Raw genomic sequence first — 15798 nt, forward strand, 5'->3', positions numbered from 1 at the left:
CTCGCGGCCCCGGCGAGAGTTGACGTGTGCCTCACCTCGACGACACCGGCCCCGGTCAGGATCTGCGCAGCTACGCGCCGATCGGCGACGGACGCACGATCGCGCTGATCGGTCTCCGCGGCCAGATCGACTGGATGCCGATCCCCGGCATCGACGACCTGCCGATCTTCGGACGGCTGCTCGACGACGACGCGGGCGGGTGCATCGAGCTCGAGCCGGTCGAGGAGTACCAGGTGCGTCGGCGATACCTTCCCCGCACGAACGTCCTCGTCACGACGTTCATGACGGCGTCGGGCAAAGCGACCGTGACAGACGCGCTCGTGACGGGCGTCGCGGGGCGGCTTCCGTGGGCGGAACTCGCACGACGGGTCGACGGCGTCGAAGGCGAGGTCGCCTTCCGCTGGCGGGTGCAGCCGGGGACGTCGCTGAAGACCGCCGCGCCCTGGCACGACCGCGCGAACGAGCGCAGCATCCTCCGCTCCGGACTCACGACGATCGGAGTCACGGGGCGGGACTACGGTCCGGAGCCCGCCGCGTCGTCGGACGGCATCGCGACGGGGCTCGCGGGCGGGTTCACGACCTCGCAGGGGAGCCGGCATCTGCTGATCGTCGTCGGTACCCACGACGAACCGATCCACTTCCCCGACCCCGACAACGTCGATCGCGGCATCGATCGCACGATCGAGGCGTGGCGCGCGTGGTCCCGGGAGTTCTCGTACGACGGCCCCTGGGCGAACGACGTGCAGCGCAGCGCGCTCATGCTGAAGATGCTGATCCACAGCCCGACGGGCGCGATCGCGGCGGCTGCGACGACCTCGCTCCCGGAGGACCTGACCGGCGGCAAGAACTGGGACTACCGGCTCGCGTGGGTGCGCGACCTTGCCTACACCGTCGATGCGCTCATCGGCTTCGGTCTGCGGGAGGAGACCCACGCGGCGATCTCGTGGCTGCTGCGGACGATCCGCCGGCACGGCCCGGAACTGCACGTCATGTACACCCTCGACGGCGAGCTCGACGGACACGTCACGACCTACGACGTCCCCGGCTGGCGCGGCGTCGGTCCGGTGGTGAGCGGCAACCCCGCCCGGGAGCAGCTCCAGCTCGGTGTATACGGGGATCTGTTCGCGATCTGCCGCGCATACGTCGAAGCCGGGAACGCCCTCGACGTCGAGACGGGGCGGATGCTCTCGATGTACGCCGACAAGGTGTGCGACTCGTGGCGGAACCCGGATTCGGGCATGTGGGAGCTTCCCGAGGAGCGGCACTACACCTCGTCGAAGATGGGGTGCTGGCAGGCGCTCAACGACGCCGTCGCTCTCGCCGAGCTCGGCCAGATCCCGGGCAGCAGCGAGCGGTGGGCTGCCGAGGCGGCGCTCGTCCGCGCCTGGGTCGACGAGCACGGCTGGTCGGAGTCCCGCGGCGCTTACGTCATGGCGCAGGGCAGCCGCGACCTCGACGCCTCCGTCCTGCTGCACTCGCTGAGCGGGTTCGACCGAGGCGAGCGGATGTCGCGCACGATCGACGCGCTGACGGGAGAGCTCGGCGAGGGGCCGCACCTGTTCCGTTACACCGGCATGCGCGACGAGGAGGCGACGTTCGTCGCCTGCAGCTTCTGGCGTGCCGCCGCGCTCGTGTGCGTCGGACGTCACGACGAGGGCATCGCGGCGATGAACGAGCTCGTCGCCGCCGGGAACGACGTCGGCATGTACGCCGAGATGATCGACCCCGAAGACGGCGCATTCCTCGGCAACCTGCCGCAGGCGCTCAGCCACCTCGCCCTCATCCGAGCGGCGCTCACCATCCGCGAGTTGGTCGGCGACGACGCCGACGGCCGTTGAGGACCACCAGACCACCACGAAGAAGGAGAGCACGATGGCACGCGACCAGTACACGTTCACGAACCCGGTGGAGCTCTACTCGGAGATCGAACCGCAGAAGGGCCACCAGGAGGAGCCCGGCCTCGACGCCGACCTCGCTCCGCAGGCCGATCTCGGTGAGGACACCTACCGGGGCACCGGCCGGCTGACCGGACGCAAGGCGCTCATCACCGGCGGCGACTCCGGCATCGGCGCCGCGACGGCGATCGCCTTCGCCCGCGAGGGCGCCGACGTCGCCCTGTCGTACCTGCCCGACGAGGAGGAGGACGCGCAGCGCATCGCGGGCATCCTCCGCGAGGCCGGTGCGAACGTCCTCACCCTGCCGGGTGATCTGAAGGACAAGGACTACTGCGTGGGCCTCGTCGCCCAGGCGGTCGAGGGCCTCGGCGGCCTCGACATCATCGTCAACAACGGCGGCAAGCAGATCTTCAACAAGGATCTGACGACCCTCGACGACCAGCAGTTCGACGACACCTTCACGACGAACGTCGACGCGATGTTCTGGATCACCAAGGCGGCGCTGCCGCACCTGCCGGCGGGCGCGACGATCATCAACACGACGTCGGTCCAGGCGTACTCGCCGTCGGAGACCCTCGTCGACTACGCCTCGACGAAGGCGACGATCAACGCCTTCACGAAGGCGCTCGCACAGCAGCTGGCACCGAAGGGCATCCGCGTCAACGCGGTCGCTCCGGGACCGATCTGGACGCCGCTGCAGGTGTCGGACGGTCAGCCCCAGGAGAAGATCGAATCGTTCGGCGAGGAGACTCCCCTCGGACGCATGGGCCAGCCCGCCGAGCTCGCCCCGGCGTACGTGTTCCTCGCGTCGGCGGAGTCGAGCTACGTGATCGGCGAGACACTGAACGTCAACGGCGGGATGCCGACGCCCTGACGATCGCATGACGACGGCCCCGGCGCATCACGCACCGGGGCCGTCGTCTTGTTCGGTCAGGCGTCGACGAGTTCCTTATCCGCCGCCTTCGCTCGCTTGCGGGCGACGACTTTGCCGCGGATCGAGAACACGAGCACCGCCGCGAGGAGCGCGTAGAGGGTGATCGTGATCGGACCGTGCACGAGCACCGAGAAGTCGCCGTTGGTGCTCATGGCGGCATCCCGCAGGCTCGTCTCGGCCAGCGGGCCGAGGACCATCCCGATGATGAGCGGGGCGAGCGGGAAGTCGAGCGCTCGCATCAGGAACCCCAGCAGTCCGATGGCCAGCAGCATCACCAGGTCGAAGGTCGACCCCGACGTGGCATAGATGCCGAGACCGCAGAAGAGCGTGATGCCGGCGTACAGGTACGGGCGCGGGATCAGCAGGAGCTTCGCCCAGAGCATCGCGAACGGCAGGTTCAGGATGAGGAGGACGACCATCGCGATGAAGAAGCTCGCCAGCAGCGCCCAGACGAGGTCGGGGGCGCGGTCGAACAGCAGCGGGCCGGGCTGGAGACCGTACTGACGGAAGGCGGCGAGCATGATCGCGGCGGTCGCCGAGATCGGGAGGCCGAGGGCGAGGAGAGCGCCCATCGCCATGCCGGTGGTCGAGTTGCCGGCCGCCTCCGGGGCGGCGAGACCGCGGATGGCTCCCTTGCCGAACATGGGGTTCTTGCGCCGCTTGTCGAGGCGCTTCTCGAGGCCGTAGGCCAGGAACGTCGGGATCTCCGACCCGCCCGCGGGGACCACGCCGAACGGAAGGCCGATGGCGGTGCCGCGCAGCCAGGCGGGCGCCGCCTCCTTCAACTCTCGGCGGCTCAGCCACGGGCGACCCGTGGGCTTGATGAGCGCCTTGTCCGTCATGTGCCGCTCGAGGCACGCGACGTAGATGACCTCTCCGAGGGCGAGGATGGCGACCGTGACCGTCACGAGCGAGATGCCGTCGAACAGGTTCGGCGAGTCGAGCGTGAACCGCGGTGCGCCAGAGACGCCGTCGATGCCGATGACGGCGATCCCGAGACCGATGAACAGCGACGTCAGACCCTTGATCGCGCTGTCGGCGACGACCGACGACGTCGCCGCGAAGGCGAAGACGGCGAGGGCGAAGAACTCGGCCGGACCGAACCGACTCGAGAAGTCGGCGAGGGCCGGGGCGACGAACACGACGACGATCGAGGCGACCATTCCTCCGATGAAGGCGCCGATGGCGGCCGTGGCGAGCGCCTGGGCCGCGCGGCCGTTGAGGGCCATCTTGTGTCCCTCGAACGTCGACGCGATGGCGGATGCCTGCCCCGGCGTGTTCATGAGGATGCCCATCGTCGAATCGCCGAAGAGGCCGCCGAAGTAGACGCCCGCGAACATGATGAACGCCGCGGTCGGGTCGAGCGAGAAGGTGATGGGCAGCAGCAGCGCGACCGCCATGGACGACCCGAGGCCGGGGAGGACTCCGACAGCGGTGCCGAGGAGGCATCCGATCAGGACCCACAGCAGGTTCGCGGGGGTGAGGGCGCCGGCGAATCCTTCGCCGAGAAGTGTCAGGACGTCCATGTCAGAACCCTCCGAGGATGCCGGACGGGAGGGGCATCCCGAGGGCCATGTCGAAACCGATGTAGGCGAGCGAGCTCAGCGTGAGCCCCACGATGAGGCTCTGCAGCCACTTCGTCGAGCCGAACGCGCGCGCGACGCACCAGAACAGCAGGCCCGCCGCGATGATCCAGCCGAGGACCTCGAGCAGGAAGGCGAAGGCGAGGAACGACAGGACCACCCATGCGAACGAGCGGATGTCGACGCGGACGGGCTTGGCGGCGGGCTCCTCACCCGCCGCCTCGGCGCGCGCCGCCTCGATCTCGGCGGTGAGGGCGTCGGGCGTCGCGCGGATCTCGCGGATCGTGCCGACGGCGAGGGTGGCGGCGAAGACGTAGAGGCCGGCCGCGATGATGCCGGGGAAGAACTGCGGACCGGGGAACGCCGTGCCCTCGGGTACGCGCATGGTGACGATGCCGACGACGAGGTAGGTGGCGAAGGCGACGAGGATCACCGGCATCGTGAGGCCCTTGAGGAGGGCCGCGGCGCCGGGGCCGGAGACCAGCCGTAGGCGCTGGCCGACGACGGCGGATGCCGAGGTGGGGTTCGCGGGGAAGGTCACAGGCCCATCTCCTCGTAGAGGCCGCGGATGCGCGTCTCCTCGTCCTTCAGGAACGCGTCGAGCTCGTCGCCCGTGATGATGCGTTCGGTCCAGTAGTAACGGTCCATCGCGTCGGCCCACTCGGGGGTCGCGACGCTGTCGAGGACGAGCTCCGTGAGTGCCTCGCGTTCGCTGTCCTCGAGACCGGACGGCGCCGAGAGCGAGCGCCAGTTGGTCAGCGAGACGTCGTAGCCCTGCTCGGCGGCGGTCGGGATGTCGATGCCGTCGACGGGCTCCTTCGCCACGAGGGCGAGGGCGCGCAGGCGTCCGGCCTCGATCTGGTCGATGTTGTCGGGGTAGCCGCCGGCGGCGGCCTTCGCGGTGCCGTTGAGGAGAGCCTGGATCGCCTCGCCACCGCCGTCGGAGGAGATGTAAGTGGTGTCGACAGGCTCGATGCCGGCAGCGAGCGCGAGGTCGGTGACGACGAGCTGGTCGAACGAGCCGCCGCCGGTCCAGGGGAGGGCCTTCGGGTCCTCCTTCCAGCCCTGCACGAGGTCGTCGAGCGTCTCGTACGGGGAGTCGGCGGGGACGACGATGACGTCGTACTCCTCGACGACCACCGCGAGCGGGGTGACGTCATCGAGGGTCGCGGCGGAGTTGAACTGGATCGTGGCCGCCAGGAGACCCGTGCCGCCCACGAGCATGTTGTTCGCCTGGCCCTCGAGGACCGAGACGTTGCCGAGGGCGATCGTGCCGCCGGCACCCGGCATGTTCACGACCTGCACGTTGTTCACGAGACCGTTGGCCTTCTGCGCCTGCTGGAGTTCACGGGCGACGCCGTCCCAGCCTCCGCCGGCGGCGGCGGGGGCGACGATCGTCATCGACGCGTTGATGTCACTGCCGGTGCTCGCCGAGGCGATCGACCCGGCGGCCGCGGTTCCGATCGCGGCGGCGGCGATGACACCGCCGACCACGCGGCCGACCACGGTGCGGCGCCTGCTCGGCGGCGGTGCAGGGGTATCTGTCTGGGTCATCATTGCTCCATTCGCGCGGACATCGTCGTCTCCGCGAGATCGAAATAGGATGACAGCGCGCGGTGCGGCAGCGGCATCCTTCGGCTTTTGTTCTCTTAAACGCTCACGCACCGTGCATGGACGGGAGTGGTGAACGATGGCGTCTCCGCGGCGGCCCCGCGTGCTCCGGCTCGCGCTGCTCGTCCTGCCCTCGGTGGTGACGCTCGCCGCGTTGTCGGCGACGGTCGCGGTCGCGATGACGGTGCAGGAGCGCACGATCCGCGAGGCGACGGCCGAGCGGGTCATGGCCGTCGCCCGGAGCCTCGCGGATCTCGCCGAGGTCCGGACGACCCTGACGACGGTGACGGATGCCGGTCGCCCGGGCGATCTCGCCGACGCCGCCGATCTCGCCGCGGCGACGACGGCGCTGCAGCCGCTCGCCGAGCTCGTCGTGGAGTCCGCGGGCGTCTACTACGTCGTCATCACCGACGACGAGGGCGTCCGCATCACGCATCCGCTCGCGTCCGAACGCGGCGTGCAGGTCGAGACCACGAACGCCCCCGTGCTGGAGGGTGGGACGTTCCTCGGCACCGAGCGGGGCGCCTCGGGCCCGTCGCTGCGTGCGAAGGTGCCGGTGCGGGATGACGGTGGCACCGTCGTCGGCATGGTCGCCGTCGGTGTGCTCGAGTCGAGCATCGCCGCGGACCGGGACGCGGCGCTCGGCGCACTGCTGCCGTGGGGGATCGGCGCGCTCGTCGTCGCGTCGCTCGCGAGTTCCGCGCTGACGACCGCGGTCGAGCGGAGGTTCCGGCGGGCGGATGCGGTCGCTGCGGAGAACGCGCAGATGCGGCGGACGACCGCCGCGCTCCGCGAGCAGGCGCACGAGTTCGGCACGCGACTGCATGTCGTCCACGGGCTCGTCTCGCACGGCGACACGGCTGCGGCGCTCGGCTACATCGAGGAGGTCGCCCCGGTGCGCACTGCGGCCGGTGCCGAGGACGCTGGAGAGCCCGTCGCCGCTGCGACCGTGCACGCCGTGCGTGCCGAGCTGCTGGAACTCGGCGCGCAGGCGGAGTTCGACCTCGCGCTCGACGGCGACCTCGACGACGGTGCCGTGTCGGTCGTCGCGAACCTGTGCCGCAATGCGGGCGAGGCCGGCGCGCGGCGCGTGCGCTGCGTGCTGCGCGAGGCCGAGGGTCGCCTCATCGGGGCCGTCGACGACGATGGTCCGGGGGTGGATCCGGCTGTCGTCGGTCGCATCTTCGGGCAGGGGTTCTCGACGAAGACGGACCCGTCGGGCTTCGGGCGGGGGTACGGCCTCGACACCGTGCGGCGCACGGTGACCTCCCGCGGCGGCACGATCGAGGTCGGTTCGTCCGTGCTCGGTGGGGCGCGCTTCGCCTTCGAGATGGAGCGGGTGTGAGCGGGCAGGCGATCCGCGTGCTGGTCGTCGATGATGATCGGGGCGCGCGCGCCCTGCACTGCCGATTCGTCGACGGCGTGCCCGGGTTCGTCGTCGCAGGATCGGCCGGCACCGGGCGGGAAGCGCTCGCCCAGGGCTCGTCGGGGGTCGACCTCGTCCTGCTCGACATGCGCCTGCCCGACATCAGCGGCGTCGAGGTGCTGCACCGGCTGCGGACGGTCGCGGACGGTGGACCCGACGTCCTCGTGATCAGTTCGTCGCAGGATCAGACGACCGTCCGTCAGGCGCTCGCCGGTAGGGTCGTCGGGTATCTCGTGAAGCCGTTCACCGAGGCGGCGCTGCGGGAGCGGCTCGAACGGTATCGCGAGGAGCGCGACGCGAGAGCGGATGCCGGGCGGGAGCGCCCGCTCGCACAGGCGGAGATCGATCGGCTGCTGGCGACCGGCGGCATCCGCACCGTCACGTCGCCGGCCCGTGGGGCTCGAGCGCTGCCGAAGGGACTCGCCGCCCCGACGCTGGAACGCGTGCTGACCGCGCTCGATGCCGGGGCCGGGCGTTCCGTCGCCGAGGTCGCCGCAGCCTGCGAGATGTCTCGGGCGACCGCGCATCGGTACCTCGCGCACCTCGCGGAGTCCGGCGCGATCGCGGTGTCGCACCGGTACGGCAAGCGGGGACGCCCCGAAATGCTGTACCGCCTCGCTCCGGGGTGAGGTTCGGCGGCGCCGCGGGCGCTACGATCGCGACATGGTCTCCCGCGCTCATCGCCTGCTCGCCGCGATGCTGTTCGTCGCAGCGGGCGCCGCGCTGAGCGCGTGCTCACCGCTGTCCCTGCTGCAGATGCAGCTCTCGGACGTGACCGGCCGGACCGAACCCGACGCGTCCGCTGAGCTCGAGGAAGAGATCGATACAGCCGACGAGTACGACTGGGTCATCGTCTCCTTCGAGGTGCCTGAGGGCGAGTTCGACGTCGATCTCATGAACGCGCTGTTCGAGACCGAACTCGCCGCCGACCAGGCGCTGCTCGACGCCGGTGTCGGTCAGACCGACGGCAACGGCGCCGGCCTCGGCGGTTACGACGTGTTCTTCTACGGCGACGACGCCGACGAGATGTGGCGCGTGCTGGAGCCGGTGTTCGCCGAGGCGCCGATCCCGTGGACGCGCGTCGAGCTGTCGGACGGATCCGACGACGCCTCTCCCGAGGTGCTCACTCAGGGCTAGCCGGAGCGCGCCCCTCGGCCGCGCCGTCCTCGCGCGGGGCCGGGATCTCGAGCAGGTGCAGGAAGTCCTCGAACAGTCCCGCCATGTCGACGGCGTCCGGGTCGAGAAGCCACTGCAGCTGCAGGCCGTCCATCATCGCCGTCACGAGCTGACCGACTCGCTCCGCGTCGAGGTCGTTGCGCAGGTGGCCCTCATCCTGCAACCGGGAGAACGACTCATCGTCCTGGTGCCGGAGTGCGCGGTAGCGATCGCGGAAGGACTCGTGGGCGGGATGCTGCGGGTCGGTCGCTTCGGCGGAGAGCACGACGTGCAGGGCGACGAGGCCGGGGGAGCGGGTGTTGCGCGCCACCTGCTCGCGCATCGTGTCGACGAAGCTGACGCCGGCGGCTTCGGACTCCTCGCGGCGTGCGCGGTCGATCTCGTCGCGCGCCGCGATGGTCGCGGCGAGCAGTCCGACCTTGGAACCGAAGTGGTGCAAGAGGCCGGCGTCCGAGATGCCGACGCGGCGCGCGATCTCGCGCAGCGACGTGCCGCGGTAGCCCTGCTCGCCGAACACTTCGACGGCGGTCTCCAGGATCGTGGTCCGCCGTTTGTCCCCACGGACGCGACGGAGGTCGGGTCGGCCGGGAAGGTCGGTGGGCGTGTCTTCGGCTGCGTTGCTCATGGCCTGCTCTCTTGCGAGGTCGGTTGCCGTCAGTCTATGCTCAACAAACTAAGCGAGCAGTTGCTAAGTTACTTTTCCCGTCGACTGCTGCGGCGTCAAGACTCGATGAGGAGGATCCCGTGAAGATGCGGAACAGGGCACTTGCGTTCAGTGCCATCGGTGTGGTCGGAATGCTGGCTCTCGCCGGGTGCGGCCGTGCAGACGATGCCGGTCAAGGTGGCGGCGGCGAGGCCGCGACAGTCGACGAGTCCGCGGCGAAGGGCACCATCGAGGTGTGGGCGATGGGTGAGGAAGGCGAGAACCTCGCCGATTTCGCGGACGGGTTCGTGAAGGAGAACCCCGATGCGAAGGTGACCGTCACGTCGATCCCGTGGACCGACGTCATGACGAAGTATCAGACTGCGGTCGCCGCGGGCACGGTGCCCGATGCGATCATGATCGGGTCGTCGCTCCTTCCGTCGATGGTCGCCGCGGGCGGCCTCGCCAAGGTCCCCGGCGACCTCGTCGACGAGGAGTCGTTCAACGAGACGGCGCTCGAATCGACCGAGGTCGAAGGCACCTCCTACGCCGTGCCGTGGTATGTCGAGACGCGTGTCATGTACTACCGGGAGGACCTCGCCGAGCAGGCGGGTGTCGAGGCGCCCAAGACATGGGACGACCTGACGGCCTTCGCGGAAGCGATGAAGGCGAACGGCTCCGACTACGGCATCCAACTCCCCATGGGCGACGCGGAAGACTCGACCCAGGTGATCCTGCCGTTCTACGCGCAGGCGGGTGGCGAGGTCCTGAACGACGCCGGTGACGCGTATGCGTGGGATGAGGCGGCCCTGACCGAGGCGCTCGACTACTACGCCTCGTTCTTCACCGCGGGGCTCGCGCCCATGTCCGGCTACGGCGACGCGCAGACGGCCGCGTTCGCGAACGGATCGAACCCGACCTTCATCTCCGGTCCCTGGATGGTGGGCGTGCTCGGCGACCAGGAGTCGCCCGAGTGGGTCGACGAGAACGTCCTCACCGCGCCGGTGCCTGCCGGCACGGACAACAACGACTCGTACCTCGGCGGCGGCCACCTGGGTGTGTTCGAGGAAGCGAAGAACGCCGACGGAGCCTGGAAGCTGATCCGTTGGCTGTCCGAGCCCGAGACGCAGCAGGAGTGGTTCGAGACGGTCAACGCCCTCCCGGCCGTGACCTCCGCGCTCGACTCCGAGCCGTTCACCTCCGACCCGCGCCTGTCGGTCCTCAACGACCAGCTCGAGAACACCGTCGCACCGCCGTCGGTGCCGAGCTGGAACGAGATGTCGGCGTTCATCGAGACCGAAGCGGAGAAGGTCGCCAACGGCAGCAGCGCGGCGGAGTCGGCATCCGCCATCGTCGCCAAGGCCGAATCCCTCGGCACGGGCTGGTAAGCGTCGTGGCGCTCGTCTCGACGAGTGCGGCTGGGCGGCGAGGAGGCTTCGCCGCCCAGCGGCGCCGCACCGCCGTGGTGGCGTGGCTGTTCGCCCTGCCGTTCCTCGTCATCTTCGCGGTCTTCATGCTGGGCCCGCTGCTGGGATCCTTCGCGATGTCGTTCACCGACCTCGGGGTGCGGGACCTGCGCTCGCCGTTCTCGGTGAACGTGATCGGGTTCGACAACTTCGTCGCGCTGTTCCAGGACGAGCTGTTCGTGAAGTCGATCGTCAACACGTTCTACTTCGTCGGCGTCGGAATCCCGCTCACGATGGCGCTCGGCCTGCTGCTCGCGGTCGCGTTGAACTCCGGGATCGAGAAGTTCCGGAGCGTCTTCCGGGTGGGGTTCTACACCCCGGTCGTGACCTCGATCGTCGCCGTCGCGGTCGTGTGGAAGTTCATCCTGCAGGACTCGGGGCTCCTGAACACGGTGCTGTCGTGGGTCGGCATCAACGGACCGGACTGGTTGAACGACCCGTTCTGGGCGATGCCCTCGATCATCCTCATGGGCGCATGGCGCAACATGGGCACGCTCATGATCATCTTCCTGGCGGGGCTGCAGGCGATTCCGCGGGACGTCTACGAGGCCGCGGAGGTCGACGGCGCGAGCGCGTGGCGACGATTCACGAGCATGACGCTTCCCCTCATGCGCCCGACGCTGCTGCTGGGCGCCGTGCTGCTGTCGGTCGGCTTCCTGCAGGTGTTCGAGGAGCCCTTCGTCATGACGCAGGGCGGACCGCTCAACTCGACCCTCACCATCAGCTACTACGTCTACAACCAGTTCGGATACGGCGACTACTCGCTCGCGTCCGCGGCGGCCTACGTGCTGTTCGCGTTCATCGCGGCGCTGTCGGCCGTGCAGTTCCGGCTGCTGCGATCGAAGGACAACTGACATGGCGATCACGACGGTGACCGAGCCGGACAAGGCCGCGGTGACGACGGATGCCGCGCCCCGCCGGCGGCGGCGCTCGGTGAGCTGGTCGCGGGGTGCAACCTATCTCGCGCTCACGATCGGGTTGATCATCACGCTGGCCCCGTTCATGTGGATGCTGCTCGGCAGCTTCAAGACACAGGGCGAGCTGCTCCAGCGTCCCATCACGTGGTGGCCCGAGCAGGCGACGCTCGACAACTACTCCCGCTGGCTGACGCAGTTGGACTACGGGCAGTTCTTCTTCAACTCCGTGGTCGTCGCCCTCGTGGTCGTGGTCGGCAACATCGTGTTCTGTTCGATGGTCGCGTACGCGCTCGCCAAGCTCGAGTTCCCGGGCAAGAAGGTGCTGTTCGGCCTCGTGCTGCTGACCCTCATGGTGCCGGGTGTCGTCACGCTCGTGCCGATGTTCGTCCTCGTGGCGAACATGGGGCTCGTCAACACGTATCCGGCGCTCATCCTGCCGTTCCTCGCAGGGCCGCTCGGGGTCTTCCTCATGCGTCAGTTCATCATGGGCGTCCCCGACGCCCTCATCGAGGCGGCGCGGATCGACGGTGCGGGGGAGTGGAGGATCTTCCTGCGGGTCGTCCTCCCGCAGTGCGGGCCGCCCATCGCGACGCTCGCGATCCTCACGTTCCTCGGATCCTGGAACAACTTCCTCTGGCCGCTCGTGATCGCCCAGACCGAGCAGGTGTACACGCTGCCCGTCGCGCTGTCGCTCTACTCGGTCGGCTCGAACGGCACGTACTACGGTCTGCTCATGGCGGGGTCCGTGCTCGTCGTGACGCCCATCCTGCTGCTGTTCCTCTTCCTGCAGCGCTACTTCGTCCAGGGCATCACGATGACGGGGCTCAAGTAGGACGCGGAGGTCGAGCGAGGGGCGGGTGACACCACGACACCCGCCCCTCGCTGCTCCGTCGCGTCAGCGGATCTCGAACGAGACCGCCCGCAGCACCTCGTCGCGGGACGACGGCCCGATGAGGAGCTCGAACTCCCCGGGTTCCACGATGCGACGGCCGCCGGCATCCACGATCGTGCAGTCGGATGCCGGCAGGTCGATCTCGACCGTGGCGCTGGCACCGGCGGCGACATCGACGTGGCGGTAGGTCTTGAGCTCCTTGTCGGCCCAGCTCACCGAGGTCACCGTATCGCGGACGTACACCTGGACGATCTCGTGCGCGGGGCGATCCCCCGTGTTCCGCAGCGTGATCCGCGCGCGGATCGTGTCGCCGACCGAAACGACGGGCGTCATGATCTCCGCGTCGCCGTACTCGACGGTCGTATAGGACAGCCCGTCGCCGAAGGCGAACGCCGGCTCCTGCGTGAGGTCGGCGTAGCGGTCGCCGTGCTGCCCTCGGATCTGGTTGTAGTACGTCGGCTGCTGGCCGGCGTGCCGCGCGAACGAGATCGGCAGGCGCCCGGCGGGTTCGATCTCGCCGAGCAGTAGCTCCGCGATCGCCCGTCCGCCCTGCATGCCCGGGTTCGCGACCCAGATGACGGATGCCTCGCGCACCGACTCCGGCAGGATCAGCGGCTTCGACGCCATCAGCACGACGACGAGCGGCGTGCCCGTCGCCGCGAGGGCGTCGAGGAGCGCCCGCTGGCCGCCGACGAGCTCGAGCGTCGCGGTCGACCGGCCTTCGCCGACGAGTTCGATCCGGTCGCCGACGACGGCGATGGCCACGTCGGATCGCTCAGCGAGAGCGACCGCCTCGGCGATCTGCGCGGCATCCGGCTCGCTCGGGACGACGATCGGCGGCCGCGGCTGCCCGTCGGGGAAGACACCCGCAGGGTCGTCGGTCAGGCGGAGGATCTCTGCGCCCCGTGCATACGCGACCGCCCCGCAGGCGAGCTCGCGGAGACCGTCGAGGACGGTCGTGATCTGCGCACGCGGGTGGCCCTCCGGCATCCAATCGACCTGCCCGGACGAGCCCGCCCAGTCGCCGAGCTGCGTCTGCGCGTCGTCGGCGAGCGGACCGACGACGGCGATGCGCCGAGTGTCGGATGCCAGCGGGAGGGTGCCGTCGTTGCGGAGGAGGACGAGCGAGCGCCGCGCCACCTCGAGGTTGAGGTCGGTGTGAGCGCCCTGCGCGATGACCGTGGCGATGCGCTCCCGGTCGGGCAGGCGCGGGTTCTCGAACAAACCGAAGCGGAACTTGAGTGACAGGATGCGCGAGACCGCCTGGTCGACGTCGGCCTCGGCCAGCATCCCGCGTTCGAAAGCCTCGAGGGCGCCGGCGAAGAAGCCGGGCGTCGTCATGACCATGTCGTTGCCGGCCTTCACGGCGGCCGCGGCGGCGTGCGCGTAGTCGGGCTGCACCTTCTGCTCCCACACCATGCGACCGACGTTGTCCCAGTCGGTGATGAGGGTGCCGGTGTAGCCCCACTCGCCGCGGAGCACGTCGCTGAGCAGCCAGTCGTTCACCGTGATCGGCACGCCGTCGGTGGTCTGGTAGCCGAGCATGAAGGTGCGGCATCCCTCGCGGGCGACGCGTTCGAACGGCGCCAGGAACCAGGAGCGGAGCTTGCGCCGCGAGATGTCGGCCTCGCTCGCATCGCGGCCGCCCTGCGTCTCGGAGTAACCCGCGAAGTGCTTCGCGGTCGCGAGGATCGCGTCGGGGTCGTCGAGGCCGTCGCCCTGGTAGCCGCGCACCATCGCCGAGGCGAGCTCGCCGATGAGGAACGGGTCCTCGCCGAACGTCTCGCCCACGCGCCCCCAACGGAGGTCGCGGGCGATGCAGAGAACGGGGGAGAAGGTCCAGTGGATGCCGGTGGCCGCCACTTCGGCCGCCGTCGCGGTCGCGACGCGCTGGACGAGGTCCGCATCCCAGGACGCGGCCATGCCGAGTTGTGTCGGGAAGATCGTCGCCCCCTCCCAGAACGAGTGTCCGTGGATGCAGTCCTCCGCGACCAGCAGCGGGATCCGCAGGCGGGTCTGCGAGGTCAGGTCCGCGGCGCGGAGCACCTTTTGGGGGGACGTGTGGAGGATCGAGCCGGCGTGGCGCTCGTGCACGATGTGCTCGAGGTCCTCGCGGGCGTCGAACTGCATCATCTGCCCGACCTTCTCGGGCAGGGTCATGCGCCCGAGCAGGTCGGCGACGCGCTCGTCGACCGACAGAGTGGCATCCAGGTAAGCGGCAGCGGCGGTGTCGACGGTCGTCATTCGCGGGCCTCCCGGCGGGTGGCGGGGACCTCGACGGTGCGGACGGCGGTGACGGCGTCGTTGACGTTCAGGCCCTTCTTCTTCATCGCGCGGGCCCGCTCGCCGGCGGAACGCAGGCGGGGGTTCACGTATTCGTCGATGCCGAAGTTGATGAGCGAGAGCGCGACGCCGATGGCGGCGATGCAGAGTCCCGGGGGCAGGTACCACCACCACTGGTTCTGACGGAACGCGCCCTGGGCGCTCGCCCAGTTGAGGATGGTGCCCCAGTTGTACGTGTTCACCGGGATGACGCCGATGTAGGACAGGGTCGTGAGGCCGAGGATGGCGGCGGTCACGGTGCCGACGAAGCTCGCGGCGATGAGAGCCATGAGGTTCGGCAGCATCTCGACGGTGATGATGCGGCGCAGCGGCTCGCCGTTGGCCCGTGCAGCCTGGATGAAGTCGCGGTTGCGCAGCGACATCGTCTGCGCGCGCAGGACGCGGGCGCCCCACGCCCAGCCGGTGATGCCCAGGACCGCGGCGATGAGGACGAGCGGCGGCTCCTCGAACATCGAGGCGACGATGATGATGAGCGGCAGCCCCGGGATGACGAGGAACACGTTCGTCAGCGCCGAGAGGCCCTCGCTCTTCCATCCGCGGACGTAGCCCGAGACGACACCCACGACGATGGCGATGACGGTGGCCAGGATCGCAGCGAGGAAGCCGACGACGATGACGCCGCGCGTGCCGTGGATGACCTGGCTGAGGACGTCTTCGCCGATGTGGGTGGTGCCCAGCCAGTGCTCGGCGGACGGCGGCTGGAACCGCGCCGTGTTGTCGACCTGAGTGGGCGAGAACGGGGCGAGCACGTCGGCGAAGATCGCGATGAGGACGAAGAAGCCGAGGATGGCGAGCCCCGTGATCGACTTGGCGTTCCGGAACATCGCGAACGCCGACCCCAGGCGGGCCCAGAACGTGTTGGGCGTCGGGTCCTCGGTGCGGGCCATGCGGATGGTGGCGGTGGTGGTCATT

14 protein-coding genes are annotated in these 15798 nt (G+C 69.5%); 8 read left to right on the forward strand and 6 right to left on the reverse strand.

Annotated features, from left to right (window positions below; genetic code table 11):
- Positions 1-26 precede the first annotated feature (26 nt).
- Together ABCU91_RS06555 and ABCU91_RS06560 are read left to right on the forward strand one after the other, a co-directional pair.
- Positions 27-1838 (forward strand): glycoside hydrolase family 15 protein, encoded by a 1812-nt coding sequence (locus ABCU91_RS06555; protein ID WP_413355224.1) that lies wholly within the window; start codon positions 27-29, stop codon positions 1836-1838.
- A 34-nt stretch (positions 1839-1872) separates the two neighbouring features.
- On the forward strand, positions 1873-2769 hold the full coding sequence (locus ABCU91_RS06560; RefSeq protein ID WP_413355225.1) for an SDR family oxidoreductase: 897 nt from the start codon (positions 1873-1875) through the stop codon (positions 2767-2769).
- Positions 2770-2825: 56 nt separating this feature from the next.
- On the opposite strand, the gene ABCU91_RS06565 is transcribed toward ABCU91_RS06560, so the two are convergent.
- The 3 genes from ABCU91_RS06565 to ABCU91_RS06575 are packed head-to-tail and all read right to left on the reverse strand — an operon-like array spanning position 2826 to position 5966.
- Positions 2826-4355, reverse strand: coding sequence for a tripartite tricarboxylate transporter permease (locus tag ABCU91_RS06565; protein WP_413355226.1), 1530 nt, complete (start codon positions 4353-4355; stop codon positions 2826-2828).
- Position 4356: 1 nt separating this feature from the next.
- Positions 4357-4953 (reverse strand): tripartite tricarboxylate transporter TctB family protein, encoded by a 597-nt coding sequence (locus tag ABCU91_RS06570; RefSeq protein WP_413355227.1) that lies wholly within the window; start codon positions 4951-4953, stop codon positions 4357-4359.
- Positions 4950-5966, reverse strand: a complete 1017-nt coding sequence (locus ABCU91_RS06575) for a tripartite tricarboxylate transporter substrate binding protein (RefSeq protein ID WP_413355228.1) — start codon at positions 5964-5966, stop codon at positions 4950-4952. Before ABCU91_RS06575 ends, ABCU91_RS06570 begins: the two co-directional genes overlap by 4 nt.
- Before the next feature lie 136 nt (positions 5967-6102).
- Between ABCU91_RS06575 and ABCU91_RS06580 the strand changes: the two genes are divergently transcribed.
- The 3 genes from ABCU91_RS06580 to ABCU91_RS06590 are packed head-to-tail and all read left to right on the forward strand — an operon-like array spanning position 6103 to position 8586.
- Positions 6103-7368: an ATP-binding protein gene (locus ABCU91_RS06580; RefSeq protein WP_413355229.1), complete on the forward strand. Its 1266-nt coding sequence runs from the start codon at positions 6103-6105 to the stop codon at positions 7366-7368.
- Positions 7365-8078, forward strand: a complete 714-nt coding sequence (locus ABCU91_RS06585) for a response regulator (RefSeq protein ID WP_413355230.1) — start codon at positions 7365-7367, stop codon at positions 8076-8078. Before ABCU91_RS06580 ends, ABCU91_RS06585 begins: the two co-directional genes overlap by 4 nt.
- A 34-nt stretch (positions 8079-8112) precedes the next feature.
- Complete coding sequence (locus tag ABCU91_RS06590; protein WP_413355231.1) at positions 8113-8586, forward strand: hypothetical protein; 474 nt, start codon at positions 8113-8115, stop codon at positions 8584-8586.
- Here the strand turns inward: ABCU91_RS06590 and ABCU91_RS06595 are convergent.
- Entirely contained in the window at positions 8573-9250 is a 678-nt protein-coding gene (locus ABCU91_RS06595; protein WP_413355232.1) for a TetR/AcrR family transcriptional regulator, read from the reverse strand. The two genes, ABCU91_RS06590 and ABCU91_RS06595, sit on opposite strands and share 14 nt — an antisense overlap.
- Before the next feature lie 125 nt (positions 9251-9375).
- Between ABCU91_RS06595 and ABCU91_RS06600 the strand changes: the two genes are divergently transcribed.
- The 3 genes from ABCU91_RS06600 to ABCU91_RS06610 are packed head-to-tail and all read left to right on the forward strand — an operon-like array spanning position 9376 to position 12483.
- Positions 9376-10656, forward strand: coding sequence for an extracellular solute-binding protein (locus ABCU91_RS06600; protein ID WP_413355384.1), 1281 nt, complete (start codon positions 9376-9378; stop codon positions 10654-10656).
- A 5-nt stretch (positions 10657-10661) separates the two neighbouring features.
- Positions 10662-11588, forward strand: coding sequence for a carbohydrate ABC transporter permease (locus ABCU91_RS06605; RefSeq protein ID WP_091352085.1), 927 nt, complete (start codon positions 10662-10664; stop codon positions 11586-11588).
- 1 nt (position 11589) lies between these two features.
- Complete coding sequence (locus tag ABCU91_RS06610) at positions 11590-12483, forward strand: carbohydrate ABC transporter permease (protein WP_413355233.1); 894 nt, start codon at positions 11590-11592, stop codon at positions 12481-12483.
- Between the two features lie 63 nt (positions 12484-12546).
- On the opposite strand, the gene ABCU91_RS06615 is transcribed toward ABCU91_RS06610, so the two are convergent.
- Entirely contained in the window at positions 12547-14787 is a 2241-nt protein-coding gene (locus ABCU91_RS06615) for a glycoside hydrolase family 3 N-terminal domain-containing protein (RefSeq protein ID WP_413355235.1), read from the reverse strand.
- Positions 14784-15797 (reverse strand): ABC transporter permease, encoded by a 1014-nt coding sequence (locus tag ABCU91_RS06620; protein ID WP_133398355.1) that lies wholly within the window; start codon positions 15795-15797, stop codon positions 14784-14786. Before ABCU91_RS06620 ends, ABCU91_RS06615 begins: the two co-directional genes overlap by 4 nt.
- Position 15798: the final 1 nt, after the last annotated feature.

The sequence above is a fragment of the Microbacterium phoenicis genome (assembly GCF_047302325.1).
In the GTDB taxonomy this organism is placed as follows: domain Bacteria; phylum Actinomycetota; class Actinomycetes; order Actinomycetales; family Microbacteriaceae; genus Microbacterium.

Bases quoted from the DNA above. Each gene is read 5' to 3' on its own strand.
- ABCU91_RS06560 (WP_413355225.1), top strand. From the start codon at position 1,873: ATGGCACGCGACCAGTACACGTTCACGAACCCGGTGGAGCTCTACTCG.
- ABCU91_RS06565 (WP_413355226.1), bottom strand. From the start codon at position 4,355: ATGGACGTCCTGACACTTCTCGGCGAAGGATTCGCCGGCGCCCTCACC.
- ABCU91_RS06575 (WP_413355228.1), bottom strand. From the start codon at position 5,966: ATGACCCAGACAGATACCCCTGCACCGCCGCCGAGCAGGCGCCGCACC.
- ABCU91_RS06580 (WP_413355229.1), top strand. From the start codon at position 6,103: ATGGCGTCTCCGCGGCGGCCCCGCGTGCTCCGGCTCGCGCTGCTCGTC.
- ABCU91_RS06590 (WP_413355231.1), top strand. From the start codon at position 8,113: ATGGTCTCCCGCGCTCATCGCCTGCTCGCCGCGATGCTGTTCGTCGCA.
- ABCU91_RS06595 (WP_413355232.1), bottom strand. From the start codon at position 9,250: ATGAGCAACGCAGCCGAAGACACGCCCACCGACCTTCCCGGCCGACCC.
- ABCU91_RS06600 (WP_413355384.1), top strand. From the start codon at position 9,376: ATGCGGAACAGGGCACTTGCGTTCAGTGCCATCGGTGTGGTCGGAATG.
- ABCU91_RS06610 (WP_413355233.1), top strand. From the start codon at position 11,590: ATGGCGATCACGACGGTGACCGAGCCGGACAAGGCCGCGGTGACGACG.
- ABCU91_RS06615 (WP_413355235.1), bottom strand. From the start codon at position 14,787: ATGACGACCGTCGACACCGCCGCTGCCGCTTACCTGGATGCCACTCTG.
- ABCU91_RS06620 (WP_133398355.1), bottom strand. From the start codon at position 15,797: ATGACCACCACCGCCACCATCCGCATGGCCCGCACCGAGGACCCGACG.